The sequence below is a fragment of the Bacillus cereus group sp. MYBK227-1 genome, assembly GCF_051916325.1.
In the GTDB taxonomy this organism is placed as follows: Bacteria; Bacillota; Bacilli; order Bacillales; family Bacillaceae_G; genus Bacillus_A; species Bacillus_A cereus.
Genome location: NZ_JBQAGK010000003.1, coordinates 438245 through 457663, shown reverse-complemented (window position 1 = coordinate 457663; position 19419 = coordinate 438245). Strand labels below are relative to the sequence as shown.

Sequence of the window (19419 nt, the reverse complement as noted above, 5' to 3'; positions counted from 1 at the left end):
ACTATATAATTTCACCTTGTTACATGAAATCATACGGTGAAATGTTTTCCACGTCCATTTCCTCGCCATTAACTGTGACCATCTGTACTTCTCCTTGTGACTCTTGCAAGCGACTAGCTAAAGTTGTTTGACGCATTGCATCATCAAGGCGATTTACACCAGATTGGAAAGCTGCTTCCTCCCCGCAAATAATAAGGAACTTCTTACTTCTTGTAATACCCGTGTAAATTAAATTACGACGTAACATACGGTTGTAACTTTTCACGATTGGCATAATAACAATCGGAAATTCACTACCTTGTGATTTATGAATAGAACAACAATATGCATGCGTAATTTGATTTAAATCGGGCTTCGTATACGTTACCTCAATTCCATCAAATGAAACGATAATCATATCTTGTTGCTCAACGTTTTCTTTTGCATAAAACACCGAAACAATTTCCCCAATATCACCATTAAACACTTGGCTCTCCGGCTGATTCACGAGTTGCAGTACTTTATCACCTCTTCGGTACACAACATCACCGTAAGCAATTTCTTTACTCTTTTCCCTCTTCGGATTAAATACTTGTTGCAGCGCTTCGTTTAATACATTAATACCAGCAGGCCCGCGGTACATCGGTGCTAATACTTGAACATCCCTTGCACTAAAGCCTTTTGTTTTAGCATTTTCGCAAACTTTTTTCACAACCTCAACAATTTGAGCCCCTGTACAGCTGATAAACGAACGATCTTTTTTGTTTTGCGCTAAATCTGGTGGTAGAGTTCCATTTTTTATCGCATGGGCAAGTTGAATCACTGATGAGCCTTCCGCTTGACGATAAATTTCAGTAAGCTTCACTGTCGGAACTGCGCCTGCATTTAATAAATCTTTTAATACTTGTCCAGGTCCTACAGATGGCAACTGATCTTCATCACCTACAACGATAACTTGAATATTCGTCGGCAACGACTTAAATAGCTGATTTGCAAGCCAAATATCAACCATTGAAAATTCATCGATAATAAGGAGCTTACCTTGGACAGGATCCGTTTCATTACGCTGGAAAGATCCTTCTGGCGTCCAACCAAGTAAACGGTGAATTGTGCAAGCTGGAAGTCCTGTCGATTCACTCATCCGCTTCGCTGCTCTTCCTGTTGGAGCTGTTAATAGTATTGGAAATGGATTATCATCACTGTATTCATTCGGATTTAACGATAATCCGTGAAGTGACGCATACATTTCAACAATCCCTTTAATAACTGTTGTTTTCCCGGTTCCTGGTCCACCTGTCAATAACATCATCGGTTTATGAAGTGCCGTTTGAATTGCTTCTTGCTGAAACGGTGCATATTGTACGTTCAGTTGTTCTTCAATTTCACCTAACGTTTTTAACACTTCCGCTTCTGGAAATGAAGGTGTTTCTTCTTGATTCATAAGCCTGCGAATAGACTTTACAACACCTTTTTCAGAGTAGAATAACGTCGCTAAATACACTCGTTCTTCTTCTATGATGACTTTCCCTTCACTTTGCATCGTTTCAATACAACCTATAATATCTTCCTCAGTCACTCTTCCTTCTTGATTGTTTAAAAGTGACATCGTTTCTCTTACAAGTTGATCTTTCCTCATATAAACATGACCAAGTTGTAATGAGACATTCTCTAATGTGTAAAAACATCCCGCTCGTACACGGTCGTCATGATTACCCGATATCCCTAACGCACGCCCTATATCATCCGCTCTTCCAAAACCAATCCCGTCCACTTCTTCAATAAGTTGATACGGATTATTACGAATCACTTCTAATGTCATCTCTTTATATTGCTGGTAAATCTTAATAGAAAGTTTCGTTCCAAAACCGTAGCCATTTAAAAAGCTCATTACTTTCTCTAATCCTTGATGTTCAACAATTGTCTCATATATTTCCTGAGCCTTTTGTTTATTAACAACACCATTTAACGCCTCAGGGTCATCCATAATTTTAGAAATAGCATGTTCTCCGAGATGGTCCACAATTTTTTCAGCTGTACGTTTTCCTATCCCTTTAAATAAATCACTCGCTAAATATTGCACCATACCTGCTTTTGTTTGCGGCAATTCTTTTTTAAATGTTTCAACCATATATTGTTTTCCATACTTTGGATGGTCCTTAAAATGACCTGTCAATGTAAACACTTCATCTTCATGCATGCGGGGAAAATGACCGTTTATCATTACTTTCTTTTCGTCATACGTTTCATTCGTTTCAATGACTTTCATACTGACAACGGAATAGAGGTTTTCTTCGTTGTGGAAAATGGTATGAAGAACTTGCGCTTTTATAAACTTTTTCTCTTCCTCAAACAAATCCATTGCATGTTGATTTCCCATCTTTCCTCTCCTTTCCGATATTTTCACTTTAATGAGCAGTACATCCCCCACCTTTTTAGATGAGGGATAACTACCCATTAAACTATATTTTTATCTTATTCAGCTTCTTGCTCTAATAAACGAACGCCATTACCCGCTAAAAAGTGATCTGGCTGAATTTCAGTTGCTTTCTTAAATAAAGCGAGAGCCTTCTCATTATTTTCCTCAAATACGTACGCAACACCTAAATTGTAATACGCATCTGCATGCTCTTCATCCATTTCTAATACCTTTTCAAAATAAGGTTTCGCCTCTTGAACATGTTCTAATCGCGCGAAGCAAAGTCCGCACTGGAATACAGCTTCTACATCGTTTTCATCTAATTCTGTTGCTCTTTGTAAGAATGGTAGTGCAAGACGATCATTTCCAAGCTGTACATGTGTGATACCTAACATAAATGTTACATCAGCTGATTGTAATCCAGCTTGCATTGCTTGTTCAAATACAGCTTTCGCCTCAGTAAATTGCTCTTGGCCATAATATACATTTCCTAAACCATAATAGGCAGCTGCAGATTTATCATCTAACTCTAGTGCGCGTTTATAAAATAAAATCGCTCGCTCGCTATCACCTAATACGTCTAATAAATTTGCAAAATTAATGTATCCAAGCGCATCTTTCGGATTTTCTTCGATTGCTTCTGTAAAATTTTTAGCTGCTTCTTCCCAGTTTCCTTCTTGCATATATTGAATACCTGTTTCAAGTTTGTTTGACATGTCCTTCACCTCTACAACAAATTATAACAAAGAATGTATTTTCCAAGCGAACGAAAATTCGCTTTATGTAAAAGAAACCTCTAACCGCTAATCGGCAGAGGCTTCTCGTTTATCCTAAATAATCCAATTTCTTACCACTACGGTATACTTCATCAATTGTAGCACCGCCTAAGCACTCATCTCCATCATAGAAAACGACTGCTTGTCCTGGTGTAATTGCACGAATTGGCTCATCACAAAGAATACGAACTGTATTTTCATCAACGATTTGAACCGTTACTTTATTGTCTTCTTGACGATAACGGAATTTCGCCGTGCACTTAAATTCTGTTTCTTTTTCTTTGTTACTTACCCATCCTACATTCGTAGCAATAACTTCATCACCATATAGAAGTTCGTTATGGAATCCTTGATCAACATATAAAATGTTTTCTTTTAGATTTTTCCCAACAGCAAACCATGGATCACCATTACCACCAATTCCAAGGCCATGACGTTGTCCAATTGTATAATACATTAAACCGTCATGCTTCCCTTTCACTTCACCAGATAATGTTTGCATTACACCTGGTTGTGCCGGTAAGTAGTTACTTAAGAAATCTTTAAAGTTACGCTCACCAATGAAGCAAATACCTGTACTATCTTTTTTCGCCGCTGTCGCTAAGCCAGCTTCTTTCGCCATTTCACGAATTTGCGGTTTCTTTAATTCACCTAACGGGAACATTGTTTTTGATAATTGCTCTTGGCTTAATTGATTTAAGAAATATGTTTGATCTTTATTGTCATCAACGCCGCGAAGCATTTTATATTCGCCGTCCATATAAGCAACGCGTGCATAATGGCCTGTTGCCACATAATCTGCACCAAGCGCAATTGCATGCTCTAAAAATGCTTTAAATTTAATCTCTTTATTACACATTACATCTGGGTTTGGTGTACGACCAGCTCGATACTCATCTAAGAAGTACGTAAATACTTTATCCCAGTATTGTTTTTCAAAGTTTACTGCATAATACGGAATACCAATTTGGTTACACACTTCAATTACATCATTGTAATCTTCTGTTGCTGTGCAGACACCATTCTCATCTGTATCATCCCAGTTTTTCATAAAAATTCCGATTACATCATAACCTTGCTCTTTTAATAAAAGTGCTGCTACAGATGAATCGACGCCACCGGACATTCCGATGACAACGCGTGTTTCGTGAGGTAGTTTGTTCATCATGTCACCTCCCATGCTAATTTTGTGTTAATCGCTTCACGATTTTCACTGTTTCGTACGCCGCTTTTTCAATTTGCTCTTTCGTATTTCCAAGTCCAAAACTAAAGCGTACGGATGAACGTATTTGATCGGAGTCTTTTCCAAACATCGCTACTAATACATGTGATGGATCAATCGAACCAGCTGTACAAGCAGAACCACTTGATACTGCAATGCCAGCAAGGTCTAAGTTCACAAGAAATGGTTCAATGTTCATTCCTGTAAAACTTACATTAAGTACATGCGGTAAGCGATGTTCTAAGTTTCCGTTTACCTCGAAAGTAATGCCTTCATTTTTGAAGACAGATACCATTATATCTTTAAACTCTTCATATTGGGCATTTTTTTGCTCACGAGTTTTTTCAGCTATAAGAATTGCATGCTGAAGCCCAGCAATACTAGGCACATTTTCCGTACCAGCACGGCGTTTTCTTTCTTGCTCTCCGCCTATTAATAACGGTTCAAATTTCACATTTGCACCAGCGTATAAGAACCCTACACCTTTTGGCCCATTAATTTTATGAGCTGAAATTGATAATAAATCAATTCCAAACTCTTTCACATTAATTTCTACTAAACCGTAAGCTTGTACCGCATCTGTATGGAAATAAGCTTGATGATCTTTTAGCAACTTTCCTATTTCCACAATTGGTTGCATTGTCCCTACTTCATTATTCCCAAACATAACAGATACAAGAATCGTCTCTTCTGTTAATGCCTTTTGTATGTCAGAAACTTGAATAAGCCCTGTTTCATCGACAGGTAAATATGTCACTTCAAACCCTTCACGCTCTAACAATTCGCACGTATGCAAAATCGCATGATGTTCAATTTGCGTCGTTATTATGTGGTTACCTTTATGACGGTTCGCACGTGCTACACCGATAAGCGCTAAATTATCAGCTTCTGTACCACCGCTCGTAAATATAATTTCATTCGGATTCGCATGAATGCTGCGTGCACACACTCGTCTCGCCTCATCTACTGCATGGCGAGTTTGACGTCCATAAAAGTGAATACTAGACGGGTTCCCGAATATTTCTGTCATATATGGAATCATCTTTTCGACCACTTCTGGGTGAGTCGGAGATGTCGCAGCATGATCTAAGTAAATGCGTTCCATTAAATCTCCTTCTTTCCAAATCGTTTCACAAGGAATTAAATGTAAAACATATAGCCCCCGTGATTTTCTTCCTCATAACGTACTAAATCTTCTAACGTTGTACTATCTAACACTTCTTGCACCGCATCACGAACACGCATCCATAACTGGCGCTGTGCTGGCTCTTCTTCTTCTATCATTTCTACAACACTAATCGGTCCCTCTAATACACGGATTACATCCCCAGCTGTAATGTTAGCCGGTTGATCAGATAATACATATCCGCCGTATGCCCCGCGCGTACTTTTTACAAGACGAGCGTTACGAAGTGGTGAAATTAATTGCTCTAAGTAATGCTCGGATAAGTCATGCGCCTGCGCAATTGATTTTAATGAAATCGGACCTTCACCAAACTTTTTTGCAAGATCAATCATAATTGTTAAGCCATAGCGGCCTTTTGTTGAAATCTTCATCTATTTTGCACCTCTTTTCAAATTTTCACTTCTATTGGTTATATCTTATTTATAAAAAGAACACAATTTAAAATCCTATGAAATTATAGCATAATATAGTATTATAAGAAATTTCAACTTGTGTATCAAAATGATAACATAAAATCACATTGAAAAACTCGGAAATTATTACAATTGAAAGAAAAATGAAAATATTAACCTTCATTTTTCCCATAAAACAGCATCCTATTTCAAATTCCGTAGAAAAAAATGATACGATAGAACGAGATTATATATTAAGGGAGACGGTCCAAATGAAACAACCACTCGCACATCGAATGCGCCCTACAAATATTCAAGAAATTATTGGGCAACAACATTTAGTTGGTGAAGGAAAGATTTTATGGCGAATGGTCCAAGCCAATCATTTTCAATCTATGATTTTATACGGTCCTCCAGGTACAGGAAAAACATCCATTGCCAGTGCAATTGCAGGAAGTACCGGTACCCCGTTTCGTCTATTGAACGCTGTTACTCACAATAAAAAAGATATGGAAGTTGTCGTACAAGAAGCGAAGATGCATCGACACCTCGTTTTAATTTTAGATGAAGTTCACCGTCTAGATAAAGCAAAGCAAGACTTTCTATTACCTCACTTAGAAAGCGGACTTCTTACTTTAATTGGTGCTACGACAAGTAATCCATTCCATGCAATAAACTCCGCTATTCGAAGCAGGTGTCAAATTTTCGAATTACACGCACTAACAGAAGAAGATATTTTAATTGGGTTAAAAAGAGCTTTAGAAGATAAAGAAAAAGGGCTTGGAGAATATGCAGTAACGGTAACAGATGAAGCACTACATCACTTTGCAAACGCCTCTGGTGGTGATATGCGTTCCGCTTATAACGCACTTGAGCTTGCTGTATTATCTAGCTTTACTACAGACGATCAAGCGGCTGAAATCACACTCGAGATTGCAGAAGAATGCTTACAAAAGAAGAGCTTCGTCCACGACAAAGGCGGCGATGCTCATTATGATGTATTATCAGCATTTCAAAAATCAGTGCGCGGAAGTGATGTAAATGCAGCACTCCATTATTTAGCACGCCTTATTGAAGCAGGTGATTTACAAAGCATTGGCAGACGCCTTCTTATTATGGCTTATGAAGATATTGGACTTGCTAGCCCACAAGCTGGACCACGTACACTAGCTGCAATTGAATCAGCTGAACGAGTTGGATTCCCAGAAGCACGCATCCCACTTGCAAATGCCGTTATCGAGCTATGCTTATCACCAAAATCAAATTCAGCTTATAAAGCACTTGATGCTGCATTACACGATTTACGCAACGGTCAAACAGGTGACATTCCAAGCCATTTAAAAGATAGTCATTACAAAGGCGCAGAATCACTTGGAAGAGGCATTGGATATTTATATCCGCACGACCATCCAAACGGCTGGGTAAGGCAACAATACTTACCTGATAAAATAAAAAGCAAGCAATATTATAAACCGAAAACGACAGGAAAATTTGAGCAAGCACTTTCTACTGTTTATGAAAGATTACAAACTTCGAATAAAACGAAAAATAAAGGGTAACATAAACGAAAACGTCACCATTATGGAGGCTTCGCTTATGAAAACACGTCAAGATGCATGGACAAAAGAAGATGATCTCCTTTTAGCAGAAACTGTTTTACGACATATTCGCAGCGGAAGTACACAAATAAAAGCATTTGATGAAGTTGGCGATGCGTTGAACCGGACTTCAGCAGCTTGCGGCTTTAGATGGAATGCTGAAGTAAGACCGAATTACGAAGATGCGGTGCAGCTTGCAAAAAAACAACGTAAAGAATTAAAACGTTCTGAAGCTAATATAGAAAAAAATCGGTTCACGAAAACGAAACAACTCGTAATTGACGCCGATTTTTCAGAAGATATTACGCCAAGTAAACAAGATCTTACAATGCAAAATGTCATTTCATTTTTACAAAATTTAGAACATAACAATCCTTCACTTGCAAAGTTGCAAACTGAAAATGATGTATTACAAGCTCAACTCACCTCTCTGCAAAAAACGAATCATGAACTTGAAACGAAATTAGCGGTACTCACAAAAAAACAACAAGCAATCGAAGAAGATTACGCGATGCTTGTTCGAATTATGGATCGTGCTCGAAAACTTGTTTCAGTCGAAGAGCAAGAAGAGCAAATTGCCCCGATTTTCAAAACCGATCAAAATGGGAATTTAGATATTATTTATTCTGCAGAGAATTAAAAACAGGGATGTCACTTTTTTAACTGAGTGACATCCCTGTTTGTTTTCGGTGAACCATATATAGATATCGGTAAATGAAATTATATTAACGGTTTTTCGAATATATCTATCACAACTTGCAATATATCAACGATTTTTCAAATATATCTATCACAACTTGCAATATATCAACGATTTTTCAAATATATCTATCACAACTTACAATATATCAACGATTCAATAAAGGATATCGATTTAACGACAAAGATTGACAATAACATTCCTCCTTGTCATACAAGGAAACTCCTAAAACAGATTGGATATTTTTCACTAAAATGTTATTATAAACATATACCTTTAAAGGGAAATGGTTGCTATTTCATTAATAATCTTCAAAATAACTCTTGGCCTTCTCGTCCTAACTTTAGCTCTTTTCACCATTAACAGTCTAAAAAAGACATCCGCCTATAAATCAGATAAATATGATTATTGCTTACTAACCTTACTTACATTTGAACTAGTAGTGATGCAAATATTCATATTTCTTTAATACATATAAAAAAGCATATATCCAAAATGGATATATGCTTTTCTTTTATTCTTGCCCTACACGTTTCACTTCTACGTTTTTAATGCGTTCACGTACAACGTGACTTGCCATAATTAAGCCTGCCACAGATGGTACGAATGCATTTGATGAAGGCGGTAATTTCGCCTTACGAATTTTTGCATTCTCGTCTGGTACAATTTCTTTACGTACTTCTTCACGAATTACGATTGGGTTTTCGTCAGAGAAGACAACTTTTACACCTTTTTTAATACCCTCTTTACGAAGCTTCGTACGAATGACTTTCGCAATTGGATCTGTATGTGTTTTAGAGATGTCCGCAATACGGAAACGAGTTGGGTCCATTTTATTCGCTGCACCCATACTTGAGATAATTTTAATTTTACGACGTAAACATTGTTTAATTAAATGAATTTTGAACGTAATCGTATCAGATGCATCCACTACAAAGTCTAAACCGTACTTAAAGAACTCTTCATATGTTTCATCTGTATAAAACATTTCTAGTCCAATTACTTCACACTCTGGGTTAATGTCCGCGATACGTTCTTTCATTAATTCTACTTTTGAACGTCCTACAGTAGATACTAAAGCGTGAATTTGACGGTTTACGTTTGTAATATCTACAACGTCTTTATCAACTAATACGAGACGTCCTACGCCAGAACGTGCTAACGCTTCAGCTGCAAAAGAACCTACACCGCCAATTCCTAAAATACCGACTGTACTATTTTTTAATATTTCAAGTCCTTCTTTACCGAAGGCTAATTCATTACGTGAAAATTGATGTAACATTCAGCTCTACACTCCTATTACAAAAATGGTCTACCATGTATTCTAGCGTTTTTCCGACTATTTGTATAGAAAAAGTTATAGAATTCCTAAAAATACATATTTCGAGAATGAAAACATAGACCAGAATTTTATTTCTTCCTAAATACACGTTTAAAAAAGAGGATTTAGAGAACCGAGCAGATCGAGGCGCTGAAGCCAGGAGGAGCGCAGTGTAGAAACACTACTCGAGCACCGGACTGGCGAAGCAACGATGAGATGCGACAGTTATCTAAACCGGACTTTTTAAACAACCTCTCAAAAAAAGTCTAGACGGTTATAGTATAACCATCTAGACCCTATTCTTACTTCTCTTCTTTCAAGCTTAATTTTAAGTTCAGTTCTTCAAGCTGCGCTTCTGCAACTGGGCTTGGAGCTTCTGTTAATAAGCAGCTTGCGCTTGCTGTTTTCGGGAATGCAATTGTATCACGAAGGTTCGTACGGCCTGCAAGTAACATAACAAGACGATCTAAACCTAATGCGATTCCGCCGTGTGGTGGTGTACCGTATTCGAATGCTTCTAATAAGAATCCGAATTGCTCTTGCGCTTCTTCTTGTGAGAATCCAAGTGCTTTGAACATTTTTTCTTGTACGTCACGCTCGTAAATACGAAGTGATCCACCACCAAGCTCATAACCGTTTAATACAAGGTCATATGCTTGTGCACGTGCTTTTTCTGGTGCTGTTTCTAGTAACTCAACGTCTTCACGGAATGGCATTGTGAATGGGTGGTGAGCTGCGAAGTAACGATCTGCATCTTCATCGTACTCAAGTAGTGGCCAATCAGTTACCCATAAGAAGTTAAATTTACTTTCATCAATTAACTCAAGCTCTTTACCTAGACGTAAACGAAGTGCGCCTAAGCTATCTGCAACAACGCTCTTCTTATCTGCTACGAATAGTAATAAGTCGCCAGCAGTAGCTTCTAATGTGCTCATTAACACATTTGCATCTTCTTCACCGAAGAATTTCGCAATCGGTCCTTTTAGGCCGTCTTCTTCAACTTTAAGCCAAGCTAGACCTTTTGCACCGTATACTTTCACGAATTCAGTTAATGCATCGATGTCTTTACGAGAATATTTACTTGCAGCACCTTTTGCATTAATTGCTTTTACTTGTCCGCCGCTTTCTACAGCACTTGTAAACACTTTAAAGCCACAATCTGCTGCAAACTCAGATAAGTCTGTTAGTTCCATTTCAAAGCGTGTATCTGGCTTATCAGAACCGTAGCGAGCCATTGCATCAGCATATTTCATACGAGGGAATGGTGCACTCACTTCTACACCTTTTGCATCCTTCATAACTTTCGTCATCATACGCTCCATCATATCTAAAATTTCATCTTGTGTTAAGAATGAAGCTTCGATATCGATTTGCGTGAATTCTGGTTGACGATCCGCACGTAAATCTTCATCACGGAAACAACGTGCTACTTGATAGTAACGCTCAAATCCGCCGACCATAAGAAGCTGTTTAAATAACTGTGGTGACTGTGGTAATGCATAGAATTCACCATCATGTACACGACTTGGCACTAAATAGTCACGAGCTCCTTCTGGCGTGCTTTTCGTTAAAATTGGTGTTTCTACTTCTAAGAACTCTTCTGTATCTAAGAAGTTACGAATTGTTTTTGTTACATCGTGACGCATTTTGAATGTGTTGAACATTACAGGACGACGTAAGTCTAAATAACGATATTTTAAACGCACATCTTCTGATGCATCTGTATCATCAGCAATGATAATTGGCGTTGTTTTCGCTGCATTTAGTACATTTACTTTTGTTGCTTGTACTTCAATACGACCAGTTGCCATATTGTCATTAATTGCGCCTTCACCACGTTCAACAACTGTACCTTCTACGTGTAATACGTATTCGCTACGAATTGTTTCTGCTACTTCTAACGCTTCTTTTGATGTTTCTGGGTTAAATACAACTTGTACGATACCTGTACGGTCACGTAAATCGATAAAGATTAATCCACCTAAGTCACGGCGTTTTTGTACCCAACCTTTTAATTGAACTGTTTGTCCAACAGCTTCTACTGTTACTTTTCCACATGCATGTGTTCTTTCAGCCACTGTAAGTTCCCCCTATATTAATTTCTCTGCTACGTATGAAGCAAATACATCTAACGCTACTTCTTCTTGTTCACCTGTTGCCATATCTTTTAAGTTAATGATGCCTTTATCTAGCTCATCTTCTCCTAATACAGCTACAAATTTCGCCTTTAGACGATCTGCTGATTTAAATTGTGCTTTCATTTTGCGATCTAAATAATCTTTTTCAACTGACAATCCAGCTTTACGAAGATCGAACGCAACTTTTGCAGCATGGTCTTTCGCTTTTTCGCCAAGCGCTACAACGTAACAATCAATGCTATGTTCAAGTGGTAATTCAATGTTTTCAGCTTTTAGCGCCATAATTAAACGTTCAATACTCATTGCAAAACCGATACCTGGCATTTCTGGTCCACCGATTTCTTGTACAAGTCCGTTATAACGGCCACCACCGCTTAATGTAGTGATCGCACCGAAACCTTCTGCCTCACTCATAATTTCAAAAACAGTGTGTTGATAGTAGTCTAAACCACGCACTAAGTTCGGATCTTTTTCAAATGGAACATCCATCATCGTTAATAGTTCTTGAACTTTGTCATAGTATACTGCTGAATCTTCGTTTAAGTATTCTGTAATAGATGGTGCTGTTCCCATTAATTCATGGTTACGGTCTTTCTTACAGTCTAAAATTCGAAGTGGATTCTTTTCTAAGCGAGATTGACAGTCAGAACAGAATTCGCCGATACGTGGCTCAAAGTGTGCGATTAATGCATCACGGTGTGCTTGACGGCTCGCTGCGTCACCTAAACTGTTTAATACAACTTTAATATTTTTTAAGCCCATGCCGCGGTAAAATTCAACAGCAAGTGCAATTACTTCTGCATCAATTGCAGGGTCATTACTGCCGATTGCTTCGATACCGAATTGTACGAATTGACGATAGCGACCTGCTTGTGGTCTTTCATAACGGAACATTTGACCGATATAGTATAATTTCGTTGGTTGTGTCGCATCACCAAACATTTTATTTTCAACGTAAGAACGTACAACAGGTGCAGTACCTTCTGGACGTAATGTTAAGCTACGCTCTCCACGATCTTGGAATGAGTACATTTCTTTTTGTACGATATCTGTCGTATCACCAACACCGCGTAAAAATAGCTCAGTGTGTTCAAAAATTGGTGTACGAATTTCTTTATAATTGTAACGACGGCAAATTTCGCGTGCTTGCCCTTCGATATACTGCCATAACTCAACAGTGCCTGGAAGAATATCTTGCGTTCCGCGTGGGATTTGAATAGACATATTCAGTTCCTCCTCAAATTGTTTTAATCTTAATAAAAATAAAAAAACTCCCGCCTCTACTGTTTAAACAGTAGGGACGAGAGTATTATACCCGTGGTGCCACCCTAATTGAAGCACGTATGCTTCCACTTTTTTAATAACGCTTAAATATGCGTTCATCCCTACTAAGCATATATGCCGTTCAAGTTGAAACCTCTAGAGTGTCATTCAATCAGTCATCATGCAGAAATGTTTTCAGCCTAAGACATTCCTTCTCTTTCCATGTGTGTCTCATTTACTCTTCTCTATCAACGGTTATATTCATATGTAAATATAAAATTACTATACGTTTGTTAAGTAGGATTGTCAAGTGCTCTAAGAACGTTCAATCTGCTTCTTTAAACGCTTTACATCTTGAAGAGAAATCCCAAACTCCGAAGCAAGCTCCATTGAAGTATTGTTTTGCTCTTTTGAAATAAAATCATGAAAATTCACGTTAAACAGTTGATTTGCACCATTTGTAACAGAATGCCCTTTTTCATTCATACGCATACGTATATCCCTCACATTCAATATGGATGTTTTACTTTTTATTGTTCCATATTGATGAGAGAGTTATACATAACCGAAACTGCTATTGATTCCAAATAAATGAACAAAACATACAACAATGTATAAAAAAGAGAGGATTATATAACCCTCTCTTTTTTATGAACACTATTTACTTTCTACAATTAAGGTCACCGGACCATCATTGATTAAAGAAACGTCCATCATTGCTCCAAACTTCCCTGTTTCCACATGTAATCCTTGTTTACGAACTTCTTCATTAAAGAAATCGTATAAACGCTCTGCATAATCAGGTTTCGCAGCATCCATAAAGTTTGGACGTCTGCCCTTGCGGCAATCTCCGTATAATGTGAATTGCGAAATAGATAGAACTTGTCCTTCTACATCAAGTACAGAATGATTCATCTTTCCGCTCTCATCTTCAAAAATACGTAAGTTTGCAATTTTTTCCGCAATGTAAGTTGCATCTTTTTCTGTATCTTCGTGCGTAATGCCAACTAGTAATGTTAAACCGAACGGAATTTGTCCTACGATCTCACCGTCTACTGTGACAGACGCTTTCTTTGATCGTTGTAAAACAACTCTCATCTTTCTACACTCCCTATTAATGCATCATGCGTCGTACTGCATAAATTTCTGGAACGCGTTTAATGCGTTCTACTACTTTTTTCAAGTGTTGTAAGTTACGAATCGAGATTGACATATTAATTGTTGCCATCTTATTACGGTCACTTCTACCAGAAACAGCTGAAATGTATGTTTTCGTCTCTGTAACAGCTTGCAGTACTTCATTTAATAAACCGCGGCGATCGTAACCTGAAATTTCAATATCAACGTTATACTCAATTTCTTTTTCAGGGCTACCTTCCCACTCTACCTCTAATAATCGTTCTACAGCTTCTTCTGTATGAACATTTACACAATCACGGCGGTGAATTGATACACCTCGGCCTTTCGTAATATACCCAACGATATCATCGCCCGGAACTGGGTTACAGCATTTCGATAAACGGATTAATAAATTATCAGCACCGCTTACCTTTACACCAGAATCCCATTTTCGAATTTTCATCGGTTTACGGACTTCTTTAACTTCAACAATTTCTTCTTCTTCGCGTTGTTTGCGGAACTTGTCCGTTAGTCGCGTAACAATTTGCGAAGCTGTAATTCCGCTATATCCAACTGCTGCAAACATATCTTCTTCATTTGCAAAGTTAAATTTCTCAGCGACGCGTTTTAAGTTATCCGGCGCCAATACTTCTTTCATCTCATACTCTAGACCACGTACTTCCTTTTCAACAAGTTCACGGCCTTTTTCAATATTTTCGTCTCTACGTTGTTTCTTAAAGAATTGACGAATTTTATTTTTCGCATGAGATGTTTGAGCAAGTTTTACCCAATCCTGGCTTGGGCCATATGAATGTTTCGACGTTAAAATTTCAATGATGTCGCCTGTTTTTAATTTATAATCCAGCGTCACCATTTTCCCGTTTACTTTTGCACCAATTGTTTTATTCCCAATTTCCGAATGGACACGATACGCGAAATCAATTGGAACAGATCCAAGTGGTAATTCCATTACATCGCCTTTCGGTGTAAAGACGAATACCATGTCAGAGAATAAATCAATTTTTAATGACTCCATAAATTCTTCTGCATTAGAAGCTTCATTTTGCCATTCTAATATTTGACGGAACCATGTGAGTTTCTTCTCTAATGTACCTGTTGTTTCTGCTGTTTTTCCTTCTTTGTATGCCCAGTGTGCCGCGATCCCAAATTCTGCAATTTCGTGCATTTCTTTCGTACGAATTTGCACTTCAAGTGGATCACCTTTCGGTCCAATTACAGTCGTATGAAGAGATTGATATAGATTTGCTTTTGGCATTGCAATATAATCTTTAAAACGACCTGGCATCGGCTTCCAGCACGTATGAATAATTCCAAGCACCGCATAACAATCTTTAATACTATTTACAACGACACGTACAGCTAATAAATCGTAAATTTCATTGAACTGCTTATTTTGCAGTGCCATTTTACGATAAATACTGTAAATATGTTTCGGTCTTCCAGAAATCTCAGGTTGAATTGCAACTTCTTTTAATTTCTCACGAATACCAGTCATTACTTCGTCTAAATATTCTTCACGTTCTGCACGTTTACGCTTCATTAAATTTACAATACGATAATATTGTTGTGGATTTAAATAGCGAAGTGACGTATCCTCTAGCTCCCATTTAATAGTACTAATTCCGAGTCTATGTGCCAAAGGTGCAAAGATTTCTAACGTTTCATTCGCTATGCGACGCTGCTTCTCTTGAGGCAAATGTTTCAATGTACGCATGTTATGAAGACGATCAGCTAGTTTAATTAAAATAACTCGAATATCTTGAGCCATTGCAATAAACATTTTGCGATGGTTTTCTGCTTGTTGTTGTTCGTGAGATTTATATTTGATCTTCCCAAGCTTTGTAACGCCATCAACAAGCATAGCAATTTCTTTGTTAAATTCCCGTTCAATATCTTCTAATGTAATCTCTGTATCTTCCACTACATCATGTAAGAAACCTGCTGATACCGTAGCTGGATCCATGTGTAAATCAACTAAAATACCTGCAACTTGAATCGGATGAATAATATACGGTTCACCCGATTTTCTATATTGTTCGCTATGCGCATCACGTGCATATTCATAGGCACGTGCCACTAGCTCAATATCTTCATCCGCTAAATATTGACTTGCTTTCTCGAGTACCTGTTCAGCTGTTAGTACCTGCTCATTTGCCATCGAATCACCTTTTATTGAAAATTGACTTTATCTTTATTTAATAGAATAAATTATATTCTATCATTATAACCCAATGATTGTGAATTGTGAAAAGGAAAAGATTTTACTGACATTTCACCATAATTTTTTGTTCAATTATACAAAAGTACCCGCTCCTCTCCAAGAGATTCACGGGTACTTTTTATCACCGTAGTTTTACCTATATAGTGATTAGTATTTTTCTAATACTAATACATCGTAACCATCTAACATTTTACGACCATCTAAGTAAGTAAGTTCTACTAAGAATGCAATTCCTGCTACAACTCCGCCTAGCTCTTCAACTAACTTAATTGTCGCTTCGATTGTTCCACCTGTAGCTAATAGATCATCTGTAATTAATACGCGTTGACCTGGCTTAATTGCATCTTTATGGATTGTTAAAACGTCTTTACCATATTCTTTACCGTAGTCAACTGTAATTACTTCACGTGGTAATTTTCCTAATTTACGAACTGGCGCAAATCCTACTTCTAACGCATAAGAAACTGGGCAACCGATAATGAAACCACGAGCTTCTGGTCCTACTACAACATCGATATCTCTTTCTTTTGCGTACTCAACGATTGCGTCTGTTGCTGCTTTGTATGCTTTACCGTCATTCATTAAAGGTGTAATGTCTTTAAACACAATACCTTTTTTCGGATAATCCGGTACAATTGCGATATGTTGCTTGAAATCCATATTTCTGAATCCTCCTCAGATCTAAAAGGTTTGTAAATACAAATCCTTTACCCTAACTGTTCTACTTCTTTATGATTACGAATCGTTTCAAACCATGTATATAGTTGCTGATATGTGCTATAAACCAATTCTTTTTCTAATTGTAAGTGGTTCATTTTCTCACGATATGTGTTCGATTCAATTAAATCACGCTTTTGTTTTTTGTCTGCCATAAAAATGACGCCATCTTTTATTGTAACAAATTCTAACTCAAAAAACACCTGTGTCATGAAATTTACTGTATCTTTTGACCAACCTTTATGACGACATAGTTGTTCTCCATATTGTCTTAAAGAAAATGGTGTTTTTTGGCTTAAGAAAGAATAGTACCATTTAAAGTGTTCTCTCGTCGGAACTGTACTAAATAAGTGGTTATTCTCTTGATAAAATAGCGTATAAATTCGCGCTGGGAATCCTACCTTAAATAGCTCACGTAATTCATCTGTTCCTTTTGGTAAATCAAGTAACACGATATATTGATCATCTAAATGCGTTACTTCTGAAGCATGCATGAGCTTTTCTTTATAGCTCTCTAAAGAAAATTTATTCAATACCTCTTCAGAAAAATACACCATTGTTATTTTTTCTTTCGGAAGTTCTGCTAAATTTGCTTCTGCATTACGCATACTACGCCAATCAAATAATTGCCACGCCTCTACAGCAATATCTTGTACCATTAGTTGTGGCTTCTTAAAGTTATTCCATTCATTAATAGACGCTTCTCCTATTACAGATACTTTTGCAACTGGAGAGATTTCTTTCGCATATGCACCAAAGCCAAATCCAATTGTATCCAGTGTTGCTTGTCCATCACGAAGAGCCATTTTTAAATGAGAGCCATCTGATCCGATTGCGCGAATGCTTTCTAACTCTGCATCTTTTACTGCAATACGTGGTTTCGGATTTCCAACACCAAACGGGGCTAGTTTTTGCATATCTTCAATTGCCGCTAGCGTTACATCCTCTACTTTACAAAAAACATCAACTGCTGTAATTGGAATAAAATCTTCTTCTGTTAAAATTGCATCTGCTTGTTCATTTAAGCGGCGACGTAATTCATCTACATCATTCATATGTAGCGTCATTCCCGCTGCCATCGGATGCCCTCCGAAGTGTGGTAATAACTCTCTACAATCTGATAAATTTGCAAACAAATCAAATCCTGCAATACTACGTGCTGAGCCTTTTGCTGTTTCTTTTATAGGATCAATGCTTAATACAATCGTCGGACGATAAAAACGTTCAACTAATTTCGAAGCAACAATTCCAATTACCCCTGGGTTCCAGCCTTCTTTCGCAAGTACTAATACTTTATTTTCTTCTGGTGGGAAGTTATTTTCCACTTCAGCGATAGCCTCTTCTGTAATTTGCTTTACAATATCTTTTCGCAGTTTGTTCAGCTCATCAATTTCTTCAGCTAGCTCTTTCGCTTCCTCTGGATCATCTGATAATAAAAGGTGTACAGCCGGCGCAGCATCTTCTAAACGCCCAACCGCATTAATACGAGGTGCAATTGAGAAACCAATACTCTCTTCGGTAATTTCACTTTGCGAAACGTTAGCAACTTTAAACAATGCCTTCAAACCAATATTTCTCGTCATACGCATATGTTTTAAACCGCGTTTCACTAGCAACCTATTTTCACCATGAAGTGATACTAAATCGGCTACTGTACCAATTACTGCGATCTCTAATAAATGTTCTGGTACACGGCCTAATAGTGCATGCGCAACTTTAAACGCAACACCTACACCAGCTAAATAGTGAAACGGATATACACCGCCATCTAATTTCGGATGTATAATCGCAAGTGCTTCCGGCAATTCTGGCGGTGGCTCATGGTGATCTGTAATAATTAGATCTATTCCAAGCTCTTTCGCTACATTCGCTTCATGTACCGCTGCAATACCAGTATCGACAGTAATAATTAGCGAGAACCCTGCGCTATGCGCCCAACGAAATGCTTCTTCGTTCGGTCCATACCCTTCTGTAAAACGATTTGGAATGTAAAATTCTACTTCTGCACCTAATTCTTGAAGAGCAAGATATAAAACTGTCGTACTACTTACTCCGTCCGCATCGTAATCACCAAATATTAATATTTGCTCTCCATTTTGAATCGCCTTATTTACACGTTCTACCGTTCTATCCATTCCTTCTAATAAAAATGGATCATGAAATTCTTGATTTTCTGTATTTAAAAAATCTAAAATCTTATCTTCTGTATCGAGTCCTCTACCGAGGAATAACGAAACGACAAGTGGCGATAACTGTAATTTACTTGCTAATTCACTCACTCGCTCGTCATTATATTCTTTTTCTTTCCAACGCGTCTTCGGTTGTAACACGAAATCACCCCTTAACCTGT

15 protein-coding genes and 1 other annotated feature are annotated in these 19419 nt (G+C 37.7%); of the genes, 2 read left to right on the top strand and 13 right to left on the bottom strand.

The genetic code is table 11. The features are described 5' to 3' along the window. Positions 1–19 precede the first annotated feature (19 nt). The 5 genes from recD2 to cymR form a co-directional block, all read right to left on the bottom strand. A complete protein-coding gene (recD2, locus tag ACTFRM_RS15600) occupies positions 20–2356 on the bottom strand; it encodes an SF1B family DNA helicase RecD2 (RefSeq protein ID WP_000528082.1) in 2337 nt (778 codons plus the stop codon). Between the two features lie 95 nt (positions 2357–2451). Next, complete coding sequence (locus tag ACTFRM_RS15595; protein ID WP_000066409.1) at positions 2452–3111, bottom strand: tetratricopeptide repeat protein; 660 nt, start codon at positions 3109–3111, stop codon at positions 2452–2454. Between the two features lie 109 nt (positions 3112–3220). After that, positions 3221–4336 (bottom strand): tRNA 2-thiouridine(34) synthase MnmA, encoded by a 1116-nt coding sequence (gene mnmA / locus ACTFRM_RS15590; protein ID WP_001038010.1) that lies wholly within the window; start codon positions 4334–4336, stop codon positions 3221–3223. A 16-nt stretch (positions 4337–4352) separates the two neighbouring features. After that, the gene (locus ACTFRM_RS15585) at positions 4353–5498 is read right to left on the bottom strand and encodes a cysteine desulfurase family protein (protein WP_000439881.1); all 1146 of its coding nucleotides are present in this window, start codon (positions 5496–5498) and stop codon (positions 4353–4355) included. A gap of 35 nt (positions 5499–5533) precedes the next feature. Continuing rightward, positions 5534–5950 (bottom strand): cysteine metabolism transcriptional regulator CymR, encoded by a 417-nt coding sequence (cymR, locus tag ACTFRM_RS15580; RefSeq protein ID WP_000704116.1) that lies wholly within the window; start codon positions 5948–5950, stop codon positions 5534–5536. 293 nt (positions 5951–6243) lie between these two features. On the opposite strand from cymR, the gene ACTFRM_RS15575 reads away from it, so the two are divergent. After that, positions 6244–7530, top strand: coding sequence for a replication-associated recombination protein A (locus ACTFRM_RS15575; protein ID WP_000812943.1), 1287 nt, complete (start codon positions 6244–6246; stop codon positions 7528–7530). Positions 7531–7567: 37 nt separating this feature from the next. Continuing rightward, the gene (locus ACTFRM_RS15570; protein WP_000857713.1) at positions 7568–8209 is read left to right on the top strand and encodes an RsfA family transcriptional regulator; all 642 of its coding nucleotides are present in this window, start codon (positions 7568–7570) and stop codon (positions 8207–8209) included. 574 nt (positions 8210–8783) lie between these two features. Here ACTFRM_RS15570 and ACTFRM_RS15565 read toward each other — a convergent pair. The 8 genes from ACTFRM_RS15565 to recJ all read right to left on the bottom strand — a co-directional run bounded on the left by ACTFRM_RS15565 (position 8784) and on the right by recJ (position 19399). Continuing rightward, complete coding sequence (locus ACTFRM_RS15565; protein WP_000903179.1) at positions 8784–9551, bottom strand: tRNA threonylcarbamoyladenosine dehydratase; 768 nt, start codon at positions 9549–9551, stop codon at positions 8784–8786. A gap of 341 nt (positions 9552–9892) precedes the next feature. Continuing rightward, complete coding sequence (gene aspS, locus ACTFRM_RS15560; RefSeq protein ID WP_000840891.1) at positions 9893–11668, bottom strand: aspartate--tRNA ligase; 1776 nt, start codon at positions 11666–11668, stop codon at positions 9893–9895. A 12-nt stretch (positions 11669–11680) separates the two neighbouring features. Further along, the gene (hisS, locus tag ACTFRM_RS15555; RefSeq protein WP_000027084.1) at positions 11681–12952 is read right to left on the bottom strand and encodes a histidine--tRNA ligase; all 1272 of its coding nucleotides are present in this window, start codon (positions 12950–12952) and stop codon (positions 11681–11683) included. Between the two features lie 69 nt (positions 12953–13021). After that, positions 13022–13252: a binding site (T-box leader), on the bottom strand. Between the two features lie 54 nt (positions 13253–13306). After that, a complete protein-coding gene (locus ACTFRM_RS15550) occupies positions 13307–13483 on the bottom strand; it encodes a hypothetical protein (protein ID WP_001242605.1) in 177 nt (58 codons plus the stop codon). A gap of 165 nt (positions 13484–13648) precedes the next feature. Next, a complete protein-coding gene (locus ACTFRM_RS15545; protein ID WP_001266965.1) occupies positions 13649–14089 on the bottom strand; it encodes a D-tyrosyl-tRNA(Tyr) deacylase in 441 nt (146 codons plus the stop codon). 16 nt (positions 14090–14105) lie between these two features. Continuing rightward, the gene (gene relA, locus ACTFRM_RS15540; RefSeq protein WP_001262795.1) at positions 14106–16289 is read right to left on the bottom strand and encodes a GTP diphosphokinase; all 2184 of its coding nucleotides are present in this window, start codon (positions 16287–16289) and stop codon (positions 14106–14108) included. 210 nt (positions 16290–16499) lie between these two features. Beyond that, positions 16500–17012, bottom strand: coding sequence for an adenine phosphoribosyltransferase (locus ACTFRM_RS15535; protein WP_166572280.1), 513 nt, complete (start codon positions 17010–17012; stop codon positions 16500–16502). A gap of 47 nt (positions 17013–17059) precedes the next feature. Next, positions 17060–19399, bottom strand: a complete 2340-nt coding sequence (gene recJ / locus ACTFRM_RS15530) for a single-stranded-DNA-specific exonuclease RecJ (protein WP_000941229.1) — start codon at positions 19397–19399, stop codon at positions 17060–17062. Positions 19400–19419: the final 20 nt, after the last annotated feature.